The sequence below is a fragment of the Acinetobacter sp. genome (assembly GCF_041919735.1).
Taxonomy (GTDB): domain Bacteria; phylum Pseudomonadota; class Gammaproteobacteria; order Pseudomonadales; family Moraxellaceae; genus Acinetobacter.
Genome location: NZ_JAYRTF010000012.1, coordinates 1 through 13806, shown reverse-complemented (window position 1 = coordinate 13806; position 13806 = coordinate 1). Strand labels below are relative to the sequence as shown.

The 13806-nt window shown below is 43.6% G+C and carries 13 protein-coding genes and 2 pseudogenes; 11 read left to right on the top strand and 4 right to left on the bottom strand.

Translation table 11 applies throughout. The annotated features are described in order from the left end of the window. Positions 1-119: 119 nt before the first annotated feature. A complete protein-coding gene (locus tag ACE3T3_RS08675; RefSeq protein WP_374665992.1) occupies positions 120-368 on the top strand; it encodes a hypothetical protein in 249 nt (82 codons plus the stop codon). Between the two features lie 37 nt (positions 369-405). Here the strand turns inward: ACE3T3_RS08675 and ACE3T3_RS08670 are convergent. After that, a pseudogene (locus ACE3T3_RS08670) lies at positions 406-739 on the bottom strand (hypothetical protein); the annotation flags it as partial. A gap of 1 nt (position 740) precedes the next feature. On the opposite strand from ACE3T3_RS08670, the gene ACE3T3_RS08665 reads away from it, so the two are divergent. The 3 genes from ACE3T3_RS08665 (at position 741) to ACE3T3_RS08655 (ending at position 3002) form a co-directional block, all read left to right on the top strand. Further along, entirely contained in the window at positions 741-875 is a 135-nt protein-coding gene (locus ACE3T3_RS08665; protein ID WP_374665990.1) for a hypothetical protein, read from the top strand. Between the two features lie 74 nt (positions 876-949). Then, on the top strand, positions 950-2224 hold the full coding sequence (locus ACE3T3_RS08660; protein ID WP_374665988.1) for a Glu/Leu/Phe/Val dehydrogenase: 1275 nt from the start codon (positions 950-952) through the stop codon (positions 2222-2224). Positions 2225-2795: 571 nt separating this feature from the next. After that, positions 2796-3002, top strand: coding sequence for a hypothetical protein (locus tag ACE3T3_RS08655; protein ID WP_374665986.1), 207 nt, complete (start codon positions 2796-2798; stop codon positions 3000-3002). Positions 3003-3099: 97 nt separating this feature from the next. On the opposite strand, the gene ACE3T3_RS08650 is transcribed toward ACE3T3_RS08655, so the two are convergent. The 3 genes from ACE3T3_RS08650 to ACE3T3_RS08640 form a co-directional block, all read right to left on the bottom strand. After that, positions 3100-3459, bottom strand: a complete 360-nt coding sequence (locus ACE3T3_RS08650) for a hypothetical protein (RefSeq protein ID WP_374665984.1) — start codon at positions 3457-3459, stop codon at positions 3100-3102. Positions 3460-3744: 285 nt separating this feature from the next. Further along, entirely contained in the window at positions 3745-4437 is a 693-nt protein-coding gene (locus ACE3T3_RS08645) for a hypothetical protein (protein ID WP_374665982.1), read from the bottom strand. Positions 4438-4536: 99 nt separating this feature from the next. Then, positions 4537-5235 carry a 3'-5' exonuclease gene (locus ACE3T3_RS08640; RefSeq protein ID WP_374665980.1) on the bottom strand — a complete coding sequence of 233 codons (699 nt, stop codon included), beginning with the start codon at positions 5233-5235 and terminating at the stop codon, positions 4537-4539. A gap of 545 nt (positions 5236-5780) precedes the next feature. Between ACE3T3_RS08640 and ACE3T3_RS08635 the strand changes: the two are divergent. From ACE3T3_RS08635 to ACE3T3_RS08605, 7 genes and pseudogenes are all read left to right on the top strand, one after another. After that, a pseudogene (locus ACE3T3_RS08635) lies at positions 5781-7032 on the top strand (alpha/beta hydrolase family protein). A gap of 227 nt (positions 7033-7259) precedes the next feature. Next, positions 7260-8516 (top strand): serine hydroxymethyltransferase, encoded by a 1257-nt coding sequence (gene glyA, locus ACE3T3_RS08630; protein ID WP_374665978.1) that lies wholly within the window; start codon positions 7260-7262, stop codon positions 8514-8516. A gap of 169 nt (positions 8517-8685) precedes the next feature. Beyond that, positions 8686-9090 carry a nucleoside diphosphate kinase regulator gene (rnk, locus tag ACE3T3_RS08625; protein ID WP_374665976.1) on the top strand — a complete coding sequence of 135 codons (405 nt, stop codon included), beginning with the start codon at positions 8686-8688 and terminating at the stop codon, positions 9088-9090. A gap of 825 nt (positions 9091-9915) precedes the next feature. Next, the gene (locus ACE3T3_RS08620) at positions 9916-10707 is read left to right on the top strand and encodes a tellurium resistance protein (protein ID WP_374665974.1); all 792 of its coding nucleotides are present in this window, start codon (positions 9916-9918) and stop codon (positions 10705-10707) included. A gap of 17 nt (positions 10708-10724) precedes the next feature. Beyond that, positions 10725-11870: a toxic anion resistance protein gene (locus ACE3T3_RS08615; protein WP_374665972.1), complete on the top strand. Its 1146-nt coding sequence runs from the start codon at positions 10725-10727 to the stop codon at positions 11868-11870. A gap of 49 nt (positions 11871-11919) precedes the next feature. Next, positions 11920-12840 carry a hypothetical protein gene (locus ACE3T3_RS08610; protein WP_374665970.1) on the top strand — a complete coding sequence of 307 codons (921 nt, stop codon included), beginning with the start codon at positions 11920-11922 and terminating at the stop codon, positions 12838-12840. Between the two features lie 353 nt (positions 12841-13193). After that, positions 13194-13806: thioredoxin family protein (locus ACE3T3_RS08605; RefSeq protein WP_374665968.1), on the top strand; the 613-nt coding region annotated here is incomplete at its 3' end.

Sequence of the window (13806 nt, the reverse complement as noted above, 5' to 3'; positions counted from 1 at the left end):
ATGAATTTTGTTTATCAGTTTATTCTTTAAGCTGAGAGGAAAGCTGTATCAAAAAAGGATTGAGAATGAATAGAAAGTGATCGCATTGCAATTGATGCCGCGGAAGTTTAAATACCGTAATGATTCAATACGTTGAGCTGATTCACTGGATTGGCAAACGCAGTGAGGCTTCAAAAGAGGCTTTTGCAGAACAGAGTGATTTGCCGTGCGCTTTTTACTTCTTGCGCGAAGCCCAGTATCCGCCGGTAGGCTGGCGCGCTGATACCAGGCGCAATCGACATGGCAAAAATATCCAGATCAACCGTGACATACAGCCAATCCACCGCCTGTATAAATTATCATTTTTGGAAAAGACCTGTTCCAGCTGAGCAAGCCCAAGCTCATGATCAAAAATATACTGGCTGCCTAAGCTCGTTGCGGTATCAAACAGTTTTTTGGTATTGAAATGCTGCGCTGCACCAATGCAAAGGTAGTGAAAAGATTTGCTGTGCCGCCCAGCCAATAGGTGATTTCTGAAGGATGCTGAATATCCCATGGCACAAAATTGCCCATTTTTCATCTTCCAAACTGCCTTGCATGTTGTGCAGGCCCAGCGCTTGTACCGCATGAATCGTCACAGCCGCTAGTGTTTGTTATGGCGTTGGTGGAACAGCGTACTGCCCATATTCATCATCAGGCGCAGTGACTGTGTCGGTGAAGTGCCCAGATTTAAATCGGGCGATAAGGCAATTTTCACCCCCATGCACCAGCAAGCAGCAGTGCGGGGCATTGATTTAAAGATATTTGAACGGGTGATGCAGCATATTCAGCGCCGCGGCAAAATCAAACTGCTGGATATTGCGCAATGCAATCCAAAATATGATCAGGATCAATGACTGCAAGGCTTGCAGCTTTCATCGCCTGCAGCTATATATTTAATCAACAATAATTTATAAATAAAGGAACAGCAATGTCTAATCTTTCTTATGCAAATGGCGGCAACGGTGCTTGGCAAACTTTTCTGGCGCAGGTAGACCGCGTTGCGCCCTATTTGAGCGCAGAACTGGCTGATTATGTCGACACTTTAAAACGCCCGAAACGCGCTTTAATTGTCGATGTGCCGATTATTATGGATGACGGTACGATTCAGCACTTTGAAGGCTACCGTGTGCAGCACAATTTATCGCGCGGGCCGGGCAAAGGCGGCATCCGCTATCATCCTGAAGTGGAATTGAACGAAGTGATGGCGCTGGCGGCGTGGATGACCATTAAAACCGCTGTGCTGAATTTGCCTTTCGGCGGCGCCAAGGGTGGCGTGCGGGTCGATCCGCGCCAGCTTTCAGCGCGTGAGCTGGAGCGTTTAACCCGCCGATTTACCAGTGAGATAGCGCATATTATTGGCCCGCAAAAAGACATTCCTGCACCGGATGTAGGCACCAATCCAGATGTCATGGGCTGGATGATGGATACCTATTCATCGGGCCAGGGCTATACCGTCACAGGGGTTGTGACCGGCAAGCCTGTGCACTTGGGCGGCTCTTTAGGCCGTGTCAAAGCAACAGGGCGAGGCGTGTACATTAGCGGCTGCCACGTTGCGCAGAAGATAGGCTTGAACATTGCCAATGCCAAAGTCAGCGTTCAAGGCTACGGAAACGTCGGCAGTGAAGCGGCCAATTTATTCTTTTTATCTGATGCGAAAATTGTCTGCATTCAAGATCATACCGGAACAATTTACAATGCCGGCGGGATCGATCTGAACAAATTGCATGTGCATATGCAGCAGCATCAAGGCGTTGCAGGTTTTGAAGGCGCAGAAGCCATTGAAAATGAAGATTTTTGGGATATCGAGACAGACATTATTATCCCTGCCGCTTTAGAAGGGCAAATTGACGCCAAGCGCGCACAGCGGTTAAAAACCAAGCTGATTTTAGAAGGGGCGAATGGCCCGACCTACCCTGACGCAGATGATATCTTGCGTGAACGCCAAATTATGATTGTGCCGGATGTGATCTGCAATGCTGGCGGTGTGACGGTCAGCTATTTTGAATGGGTGCAGGATATGGCCAGTTATTTCTGGAGCGAAGCCGAAATTAACGACCGTTTGGATAAGCTGATGATTCAAGCAGTGGAAGATGTTTGGACCTGTGCAAATAACAATGCCTGCACTTTGCGGACTGCGGCGTATATTTTGGCCTGTGAACGTATTTTAAAAGCGCGTAAAGAGCGCGGTATTTTCCCAGGTTAAGACGAATGTATGAGAATTTGATCGGATCAGCAGCTTTTTTAAATTATAAAATCAATGATTTAAAAAAAATCACCCGCAAGTGATTTGAATCGACTATATTCTCTGCTTTGCAGTATAAAAATGCAATTGTATTTATTTTGATCAAATGTGTTGAAGTGTTAAAGGTGCTTGCCAGAAAAATAAGCAGTGCTATATTAATACTACAGTAGGTCGAAAAACAAAGACGCTACTAAGAGTTGGACGGATCAATGACAGCTAATTGAGTCTCTAACCTCGGTTAAGACAAAAAATCAGCACTAGCCTTCCAACATAGAGCCCGCAGCAATGCGGGCTTTTTTAATGTTTTAAATGTGCGCCTAAAATCATTATTCAGTTCTTTTGATGAATTGCCGAGTCAAAAAAGGTTAATTCTTGTCATACAATTTACACAGCTGCTTTGTATCTCATTGATCTACAATTATATAAATTGAAACAAGTTACAATGCCAAAAAATCTAACATTTTTGGGCAAGGCGTTGCGTAGGGTGTGTGATATAAAAATGCTAATTCAAATAAGTAAGAGAGTGACCATAATGACTAATATGATTGATATTAAGGTGAAGAATCAGTTTAGCGAAATTTTGGATGCCAAAGCTGTATTGCGTTCTGCGTCCGACTCAAATAATGTTTTCAGCCGCATTGAACATATTGTGGTAGAGGGTGAAGTCATTTTGCCGAGCATTGAACTTTTATTCGAAAGCCAAAATTCATCCAGTATTTACAAAGTGATCGAAGCTTAATTGATTTAAGTTTCCATTCCTTTCGATTGAAAAAACTCACCGCAATAGGGTGAGTTTTTTAATTTTTCAATTATTTTTTATGATCAGCGTTATCCGTCTAAGCATCTGCGTCCTGCTTGAACTTTACGCAGACATCATAGCGGTCAAATTCTTTTAAAATCGTTTGAATGACTTGCTGCGCTTGCGGATCTTCCGGCGGAAAAGTGATTTCTTGATTGGAGCTGCTGTCAAAACATTCAATGCATTCAATTTCCCAGTGATTCTCTGCTGCCGCGCTATGCATAATCAGACGCCGCGGCTGCAAATGCGCACAGATCTGACGCGGCAATACATGGCTAATCGCCAGCTGAATATGTTCCAGCTCATCTTTAGGGCTTAAAAAAGTAATAATCCAATTGCCCACTTTACTGAGCTGCATAGGGTTATCAAAAGCATCAAATTCTAAATAATACGGCATGATTCCAGCGCTTCCCCAAAATGAAGACCTTATATATGCGCTGTAAGAGATGAACATGCTATTCAAATAAAGTCGCAGGAAATTGAATTTTTTTTGAGAGCATTCTTCATTTATATAAAATATTTAAATAATTCATATGGATATATTCTAGGTGTGAAATTATGATCCCGCAGCTTAGTCTTATTTTGAATAAGGCATAATGAAAAAACTCTTAATATGCGCAGACAGGTTTGACGAAGAGGCTTGCATTTGCAAGGCAGCACAGCACACTGTGCATGCAGCGGCTTAGGCCGCCTGCAGGGTGCGCATGCTGAGATTCACCTGCTGCAAGGCATCATTCAGAATTTTGGGCAAAATCCGGGATTCTTGCAGCAACGTAATCCACTGCATTTGACACAGTTTCAGTTCCGCAATTTTTTCTGCGGCCTGAATTTTGAAGATCAGCTGTTTAGCCATTAAGCCGCAATATTGCTGCAGATGCTGCACCATAAAGGTTTTTAAAGCTTCAAAATCCAAAGCGGTCATTTCTGCCTTTGGGGACGTGCTTTTGAGCTGCGCATCATCTGGTACGGACGGTGCGCTTGGAACAGGCTGTAGGGCGGGCGCTATAGGCACGATCTTTTGCTGTGGCTGAATGCATTCAGGTGATGCAGCCGGTGAAATTTGCAGTGAGGTTTGAATTTCAGAATGCTGCGCAAGATTGGCGGTGGCTAAGCTGTCTGCTGTTTCCGCAGAATCTGGTCCTGCGGCAGTATCTGCAGATGACGCTGCGAGTATGCTTTGACGGATGATCAAACCTAAATCTATCAGCTGCTGCAATAAATCAGGGGAAGCGATCCGTTGCTGCATGGTTTGGCTGAGCGCATGGAAATCATCCGTGCCGATCAAGACCAAAAGCCGGCGCTGCCTGGCGTTTAGCTCTAAATCACGAAGTTTCAGTGTGCGGAAGCCCAGTTCCGTTTTATAAAAAGTATTCATGCCTTAATTTATCCCCAAATAAATTAAGGCTGATGATATTGAGTGAAAATTACACTGGTATGAAGCTTTTATGACAAAGCTTCATTAAATAATTGTATTTTATAGTGTTGTGATGGATGCATTTTCCAGCGCTTTACGCAAATAAGGATCAAGATCGTCCTGGCGCATCAGCCATTGCATATAGTCGGCAGGCAGCTCAGCAATTGCGGTGCCGCGGTGTTTGCCAAAATTAATGCTGCGCGGAATGCGGGCATCTTCAGAAGCTTCATACAGTTCTTCAATGCTGTTGATTTTAAGATGATGCACAATATGCATCAAAATATTGGCCGTTAAAATAATGTCCATGTCAGCGCGGTGCGCTTTGCGGATCATTTCGCGGGCTTTTTCACTGCCTTTGCTGATCATATAAATCAGCGCGGAAATATTGTGCGCTTCGGCATCAGGCCAAACCAGGCGCGACAATGCCAGCGTGCAGATGGCTTTAATGTTTTTTGAATCCACGCCGCATTTTTCGAGGGCGCGGATATCGTAATCGATATTATGGCCAATGATATAAACCGTTTCTTTTGGCAGCTCAAAGGTTGTGTAATGCGGCTGATCTTTGATGTCAGACTCTAAAATGTGGTGCACAGCCATGGCGGCAAAAGAAATGGGCTCATCAGCGCTGTAGAGCTGATCAAACAGTTTGGATTTGTCTAAAGTAATTTTATGGTCTGAAATTTGAATAGGCGCGTATGCAATTTCAATCGGCTGGCCATTTAAAGTATGCGTTTCAGTGTCGAGAATGATGGCTTGCATAACCGATTCCATATAAGGAGAAAGTGTAAAGATGATCAATCTAACATTTGCCTCAGTTCTTGACAAACCATCATGAGAGCATTGACTGTACTTTATGCAATTCGGGCGGAATAGGCCGCGCTGCGGAACGCTTATCTACGCGGCGGCGACATAAAAGCCTGTAAATAGATCGGTTTCGACTTTTCTTTGAAGATCTGCGGCTGAGATGCTGGAAATAAATTAAGGGAGTTAAACAGCTAAAAGATTTTTTGAATCATCAAAAAGATGGTACGTACGCAATATTTTTACAGTTCTTTGAAGTGCAGCAATCAGCGGATTTTTTCAAATCATGGACGGGAGATCGGCATAAAAAGCGCTTAAGTAAAAAATGTTTATTTTTGTAATTTTAATCCTATTAAATTAATAAAAATCAATAAATTAAATTTTTAATAAAAATAGATGAATTTGCTTATGGTCATCTATCTTAAAAACTCTTGTGCATGTTGGTTATTAACGGTAATACATTGATTAAAACATAATCAAAAACAACAAGCAGGGACGTCGTTATGAAAAAACATGTCTTATCAGTGCTGATCAGCAGTGCATTTCTGCTTACTGCTTGCGGAAGCGGCGATGGAGGTGATTATACCTATGTTGTCGATGACGGAATTCCAAAAAATAATATTGCAGATCCTGTGGTAAGGGTTGAGACTTACATCGATATTGATGACACAGTAAATGCTGACCTGATCGCCGCCAGTGAAAATCAAACTTTATTAACCTATAAAATGCTCGGTGTAGGTAGATGGAACGGAAGTCGATGCGACTACATTGGTTTTTACACCTAAAACAGCTGCTCCAGCAAATGGCTGGCCAATTGTGGTTTGGGCGCATGGAACAACAGGTGTTGCAGATAAATGTGCGCCAAGTGCATTGGGTCTGGGACAAACAGCAACATTAATCGAAGAATTGCTGCAAAAAGGCTACATGGTAGTTGCGCCAAATTATGAAGGTTTGGGATCAGCAGGTAACCATCCTTTCCTTAATTTAAAAAGTGAAGCCTATTCCATTACCGATGCTGTTGTTGCGGCTAGAAAATATGTAAAAGGACAGCTTGGAAAAAATGTCAGCGATCAATGGGTCAGCATTGGGCATTCTCAAGGTGGTCAAGCAGTTTTAGGCGCAGCAGAATATGCTTCCCGTGCACAGTTGAATTATAAAGGCACTGTGGCTATTGCGCCGGCTTCAAATCTTGCTTTCATACTCGATACGGGTGAGGATCAGGCTGAAAATTTACCTTTAGCTCAGCAGATTCCAGCACTTGCACAGCTGGATACTTATACCGCTTTAATTGTCGCTGGAATGCAAGGGCATAAGAGTTCTGTAACTTATAACGAAGTATTCAAAAATGATACTGTGATACTTGCATCTATTGCAGAATATGAATGCAGTTCGACCGTTGGGCAGAAACTGGCCGAAGGCATGGGGGCTTATGCAGCGGGTAGTGGACGAGGCACCCTTAACGGTTATGGTCGTACACAAACTGGATTTATGGAGCTTCCTATTATTAGTACATTTTTGCAAACAGGCTCGCAGCCAGGTTTAATTCCGATTAAGCAAAAAGTCTTTATTTACCAAGGAAAAGCAGATACCACAGTACCGTATCAAGCAACCGATAAGCTGGTTGCATCTATGAAAATTAATGACACCAATCCAAGCAATATTCAATATATAACCAATGACACATGGGATCACGGAACTGTGTATACGCTAAATTATGCCAGTTTTGTCGGCAATATTGATTCGCTCTTTCAATAGTTAGACGGATGAGCATATTTCCAAATATATGGTTAAATACTCAAATGTAAAAACTTTTATGCCAATTCAATAATTTGATTTAAATACAATGCTCATTTTTCTAACAAAGGTGAGCATTTTTTATTAAAAACTGCACAAACATGCTTCTCAATATTTATAAACTTCATGCTACAATACGCGCCAATCTTAGCACGGCTTAAAAGCCCTAAATTAATAGGACCTCGCTAATGTTTGCCAATATCTCTATTGCTGAATTTGATCCAGAAATCGCGAAAGCAATTTCTCAAGAAGATGCCCGCCAAGAAGCGCACATCGAACTCATTGCTTCTGAAAACTACTGCTCACCTGCAGTGATGGAAGCGCAAGGATCAAAACTGACTAACAAATATGCGGAAGGCTACCCAGGCAAACGCTATTATGGCGGCTGCGAATATGTAGACGTTATTGAACAATTAGCGATTGACCGTGCTAAAGAGCTTTTCGGCGCTGATTACGCAAACGTACAGCCGCACGCAGGTTCACAAGCAAACTCTGCAGTTTACTTAGCGCTTCTTAACCCAGGCGACACAGTGTTAGGCATGAGCTTGGCGCACGGCGGCCACTTGACTCACGGTGCTAAAGTCAGCTTCTCTGGCAAAACCTACAACGCAATTCAATACGGTTTGAACCCAGAAACTGGCGAAATCGATTATGAAGAAGTTGAACGTTTAGCAGTAGAACACAAACCGCGCATGATCGTTGCTGGTTTCTCTGCGTACAGCCAAATTGTTGACTGGCAGCGTTTCCGTGACATCGCGGACAAAGTTGGCGCTTACCTATTTGTAGATATGGCTCACGTTGCAGGCCTAGTTGCTGCTGGCGTATACCCAAGCCCAGTGCAAATTGCTGACGTAACAACAACAACGACTCATAAAACACTTCGTGGCCCACGTTCAGGTTTAATCCTTGCGAAAGCAAACGAAGAAATTGAGAAAAAATTGCAGTCAGCTGTATTCCCTGGCAACCAAGGCGGTCCATTGGTTCACGCTGTAGCAGCGAAAGCAATCTGCTTTAAAGAAGCGATGGCGCCTGAATACAAAACTTACCAGCAGCAAGTTGTTAAAAACGCAAAAGCGATGGCTGAAGTGCTGATCGCTCGCGGTTATGACGTTGTATCTGGCGGTACTGAAAACCACTTGTTCCTATTGTCTTTAATCAAGCAAGGTGATATTACAGGTAAAGAAGCTGATGCTTGGTTAGGCGCAGCTCACATCACTGTGAACAAAAACTCTGTACCAAACGATCCACGCTCTCCATTTGTAACTTCTGGTATCCGTATCGGTACACCTGCAGTAACAACCCGCGGTTTCGGCGAAGCTGAAGTGCGTGATTTGGCTGGCTGGATTGCAGACATTTTAGATGCGAAAGGCGACGAAGCAGTAATCAATACTGTGAAAGCTAAAGTTGAAGCTGTTTGCGCGAAATTCCCAGTTTACGCAAAATAAGTTCTACTTGAGAAAGCCCCCTCAAGGGGGCTTTTTTTATGGTGAAAGAAAAACGATTTTCTAGCTGTTTTTCATAAAATTCTGCTATAACGGAATGAAAGTAATTATAAATTTTTAAGATCAAGCCGCAGCTGTTTTGACGGAAATACAAGATTTAAAGGAAAAGCATATGACAAAGCCTAACATTATTATTTCTGAACAAGACTTGCACCGTTTGGAAACGATGCTGGAGCATCAATCTAAATTGACGCCGACTATGGAGCATTTAGAAGAGGAAATGGCGCGCGCTGAAGTGGTAGCGCCACAGGATGTTCCTGCCAATGTGGTCAGCATGAATGCTAAAGTGCTTATTACTATTGCGCCTGCAACTGAGCCGACAGAAATTGTTTTGGTTTATCCGCATGATTTTATCGGCGAAAAAGGGCAGGTGAATGTGCTGGCGCCTGTTGGTGCGGCAATTTTAGGCTTGACGGAAGGTCAGGAAATTGAATGGCCGCAGCCGGATGGGCACATTATGAAAGTCAAAATTGAAAAAGTGCTGTATCAGCCAGAGCGTGAAGGCAATTATTTGTAATTGCGGCCTGATAATGCTGAATATGAAAACTCCAGTTCTATGATCTGGAGTTTTTTTAGCTCTGAGCAAAGTATTGCGGATCAAGAGCAGTCTCAATCCGATAATATTTTGCTCAGATTTTTCGCCCAGCAGGCAGCGCTGTTTCAGCATTTTTAATACCAGCAAAGAAAGCCAGTATTGTTTCTAAAATCACAGCATTTGCTGATCCATCACGCTATCGTAGGCACTTAAATAAAATGGAAGGATATGGAACCGTGATAGCCAGAGACTGGGGCTGGAACAGCGGTATGTAATTTTGCATGTGTTCCATGCAGGCATCTATAAATAGAAATAGCATTTGTTCTGAGATGCGATACAAGCATGCATCGCATAGTGAAATGTCAGAGCATCAGCAGTATGTATTGCAGCGCAATTTCAGAGCTAGTCACTGGGCTGATTCATTTTTCAACAATTGGTTATCATAATGATTCTTTTAGTGTTATCGTAAATTGCATGTAAAATAAGCGGCTTGCCGGCTGCTTAAAGTAAGCGCTTAAATTTTTTAATGCTAAAACCATCGGGCGGTGTTTTTATCTCAAAATGACTGGTATTCGCCGGCATGAGGCGGAAGATTGAGGGCAGCTGCAAGCCTATGCGAAAATAGAAAAGCGCCTCGCCAAGAAGATATCTGATGCGGATGCATAAAAGGAAGCAATGTTTCTGAACGGCATCTTAATTTGTTGTGAACAGGATCGGCGGAGCGCTTCTATTTTTATTGCAAAAAAATACATGAAAAGCTGGCTAAAAGCCGTAGTATAAAAATGATTTTATTGGATTTAATTGTTTATGCATTCAACTGACGTTTTGGTGCCCATTGCTGACATTCCAGTGCATCCTGAAGATGTGCTGCCGATCAAGCGTGATGAGCTGCTGCCATTGCTGACAGATCCATACCGTTTAAATCATTATGCCGATCAGCTGATTCAGGCGCAGTCGGTACTGCTGAGCGGAGTTGATCCGCAGCTGACGCAAAGGCTGAGCCAAAGCATTGAGCATTTGATTCAAACGCTTTCAGATTCAAAAAAAATCCTCAAAAAACGTAAATTCAATGGCCTGCAAAAATGGCTGGGGCTGGATTTGGAGTTTGGTTCCAGTCAGGTAGAATATTATAAAAATTTAGACCGCCATTTGGATGAAGCCAATCAGCTCAGCCGGCGTTTGCAGATTGAAATCCAAAAATCACAGTCGCGCTTTGCTCAGCTGCAGGGGCTGCGTGAGCAAATGGCCAAATATATTGTGGCGGCTGAAGAATTTCTGCAGGAATATCCAACTTTTTCGCAGCAGCCGCTGCCGCTGGACAGTTTTGCGGAGCGGCTGTCCAAAAAAATTCAGACGTTAAGAACTTTGCAATCCAGCAATGATCTTGCCATTATGCAAATGCATTTGTCGCAGCAGCTGTCCTTTACCTTATTGGACCGCTACAAAGAAGCGCAGCAGGTGCTTATTCCAGCATGGCAGCATCATGTGAAGCAAAGCCAGCAGAGCGGTTCGGCAAGTGCATTGGAAAAACTTGATAATAGCCGTGAAAACCTCATTAAAACGTTAAGAAAATCATTAGAGAAACCCTCTAAATCATAATCAGTACAAGGTGCGCCATGACACATCCAGAACAGACACATTTGCCGGCAGATACGGAACAAGGTTCAGAGATTGCAGTTGCTGAACAGAAATTCCAGCAGCTGGATTTACAGGGAATCGGCTTGCAGCCCTCTGATTTTCAAGAGGTGATGACGGCGCATAAAGAGCTGTCGGATATGAATCATAATGCCGTGGCGGAATACGGCAAAAATATTGCCAGTAAAACATCCAGTTATACAGATGAATTGCTGAATTTGGTGCAGAATAAAGATTTGGATGCGACAGGGCAGAAGCTGAATCAAGTGGTGCAGGTCGCGCAGCAGCTGAATACCAGCAGTATTTTGAATCAATCGAAAAGTTCAGGTTTTTTTGGCAGTATTATCAGCAAGTTTAAAGGTGCCAAGCAAAGTTTTGACCAGCATTTCAACACCACCAAAGAGCAGATTGATGCCTTGGTGAAAGAAATTGAAAGCTCGCAAAATGGCCTGAAAGCGCGGGTGGGGACGCTGGATAAAATGTTTGACGGCGTGCAGGATGAATATAAGCAGCTTGGCATTTATGTGGCGGCCGGCAAGCTGAAAGAACAGGAAATTCAGCAGCAGATCGCCGTATTGACGGGTCAAGAGCAGGATCAGTCCACCACCCAGAAAATTTATGATTTAAATCATCTCTCCAACAATTTGGAAAAACGGGTCAGCGATCTGCAAGTGCTGCAGCAATCCGCCATGCAAACGCTGCCGATGATCCGCATTATTCAATCCAATAATCTGATGCTGGTGGACAAGTTCTACGCGATTAAAAACATTACGCTGCCGGCATGGAAGAACCAGATCAGTTTGGCGATTTCCCTGCAGGAGCAGAAAAACAGCGTACAGCTGGCCAATACCATTGATGATGCCACCAATGACCTGCTGAAACGCAATGCAGACTTGCTGCATCAGAACTCAGTCGATACTGCCCGTGCCAATCAGCGTTCAGTGATTGATATTGAAACGCTTGAACATGTGCAAAACACCCTCATTAAAACAGTAAATGATGTGATTCAAATTCAAAAAGAAGGCATGCAGAAGCGTGATGAGGCTGCAGGCCGCTTGCGGGTTTTGCAGGACAATTTGAATCATTTGGTGCTGGAGTCCAGCTCAAACAGTTCTAAGCCAAACTAAGCATTGCCAGCTTAGGGAGGCGACTTTAAAACCGCTTAGGAGAACAGCTTTGCCTCCCTTGGATGAATATGCCGTGCAGCCGCAGCAGCTGGAAACAGGTTTAAAAACGCTGAAAAAACGTCAGCGCAATTTGATGCTGCTTGGCATCACATCCAGCATAGTGCTGACGGCATCAGTGATTGGCTTATTTGTGCAGCAGGATTTCGTCTACAGTTTCTTTGGCTTGACAGCTCAAGTGGAACAGCTGCATATGCCCAGCAGTGTTGATGGCGGCTTGGCGTCTTTGAGTCAGCAGTCAGATTATTTTATTAATTTGCTGTCATGGTTTGGCTGGCTGTTCCTGAAGCTGTTTGCCTCCTTTTTCGGGGCATTTATTGCTGTGCATCTGCTGAAGAAAATACGTTTTTTCTACGTGCGCTTTCAGTCTTTTGTCCTCAAATTTGTCGGCTGGCTGATTTCATTCATGCTGATCTGGGGAAGTTTGACTTATGTGCAGTATGACTGGAATCATGACCGCAATGCTGAATTCCAGCAGCTGGTGCAGTATGATAAAAACATTCAAGAGAGTGAAATTTCACACTATTTAGCGGATTCAGACTTGGCGCAGCCGATTCAAAACTATCTTTTAGCGCAAACTGCGCTGCTGCATCATCCTGCAGATCGGGCGGCGGCCATTCCATATGTTCAGGCTTTAATTAAAGCAGAAAAGAACGATCCGCAGTTTTTAGACTATGGCTTTAAGCCTGAACAGCTCTGGACTATGCAAAATCAACTGTTTCAAAAAACCATCACGCCTATGGCGCAAAGTGTCAGCAAGCAGGCGGCGCAAGCTGAATTATTAAACAGTGCATTAAGATGGGTGCTGTGGGCGGTGATTGCTTTCAGCGCTGTCCTGAGCTTGTGTTTATTTGCTTTGGCGAGCCAAATCAAGAAGCGGACTCTTCGGATTGAGCAACGCATACATTCATAATCAATTGAATGCGGTTTTAGTTTGCAGCAGTTTAGGTTTGTATAAATCAACATTTTAGCGTGCTGAGCTGTTCCGGCTGATTTTATTTGGAATTCGGCCGGCTTAGTCTTTGTGGTTTTGAGTTCGGCCTCTATGATTTGCGTGAATGAAGATATTATTATTCATGTTTTAGTTGAAATATCTTGAAATATTATCCCGAGACCTCATATATAAATCATTGTTATTCATTTTGTTTTTTAGCTTTGATTTGATAATTCGATTATTGTTATAAAAACAAACTGTTTTACCTATTTATCTGAATCACTTATTATTAACCCATCGAATAAATATTGACTCCTTTGGAGGCGTTAGCAATGTTGGATCAAAATACTTCTGCTCAATTAAAAACCCTGCTTGAACGTTTAGAGGGCCCGATTGAAATCGTCGCGACTTTAGATGCTTCTGACAAATCAGACAAAATCAAAGAATTGGTGACTGAAATCGCCGCGCTGTCTGATTTGGTGACTGCACGTTTTGACGGCACCAACAGCCGTGCGCCAAGCTTCGGCATCGCAAAAACCGGTGAGCAGCCGCGTGTCAACTTTGCTGGCCTGCCGATGGGCCACGAGTTCACCTCCTTGATTCTGGCCTTGCTGCAAGTGTCCGGCTATGCGCCGAAAGTGCCTGATGAAGTTTTGGCGCAAATCAAAGGCCTGAATCTCACTGCAGACTTTGATGTATTTGTGTCTTTAAGCTGCCATAACTGTCCGGATGTGGTTCAAGCGCTGAACTTGATCGCGATTTACAACCCGGGCACCACTGCAACCATGATTGACGGCGCATTCTTCCAAGATGAAGTAGAAGAACGCAAAATCATGGCGGTGCCGATGGTATTCCAAAACGGAGAACATATCGGCCAGGGCCGCATGACTTTGGAAGAAATCATTGCCAAACTGGATAGCGGCGCAGCAGCCAAAGATGCAGAAA

Coding starts and splice junctions, on each gene's coding strand:
- ACE3T3_RS08615 (WP_374665972.1), top strand. CDS start 10,725: ATGACACATCCAGAACAGACACATTTGCCGGCAGATACGGAACAAGGT.
- ACE3T3_RS08660 (WP_374665988.1), top strand. CDS start 950: ATGTCTAATCTTTCTTATGCAAATGGCGGCAACGGTGCTTGGCAAACT.
- ACE3T3_RS08665 (WP_374665990.1), top strand. CDS start 741: ATGCACCAGCAAGCAGCAGTGCGGGGCATTGATTTAAAGATATTTGAA.
- ACE3T3_RS08620 (WP_374665974.1), top strand. CDS start 9,916: ATGCATTCAACTGACGTTTTGGTGCCCATTGCTGACATTCCAGTGCAT.
- rnk (WP_374665976.1), top strand. CDS start 8,686: ATGACAAAGCCTAACATTATTATTTCTGAACAAGACTTGCACCGTTTG.
- ACE3T3_RS08640 (WP_374665980.1), bottom strand. CDS start 5,235: ATGCAAGCCATCATTCTCGACACTGAAACGCATACTTTAAATGGCCAG.
- ACE3T3_RS08675 (WP_374665992.1), top strand. CDS start 120: ATGATTCAATACGTTGAGCTGATTCACTGGATTGGCAAACGCAGTGAG.
- ACE3T3_RS08645 (WP_374665982.1), bottom strand. CDS start 4,437: ATGAATACTTTTTATAAAACGGAACTGGGCTTCCGCACACTGAAACTT.
- ACE3T3_RS08655 (WP_374665986.1), top strand. CDS start 2,796: ATGACTAATATGATTGATATTAAGGTGAAGAATCAGTTTAGCGAAATT.
- ACE3T3_RS08650 (WP_374665984.1), bottom strand. CDS start 3,459: ATGCCGTATTATTTAGAATTTGATGCTTTTGATAACCCTATGCAGCTC.
- glyA (WP_374665978.1), top strand. CDS start 7,260: ATGTTTGCCAATATCTCTATTGCTGAATTTGATCCAGAAATCGCGAAA.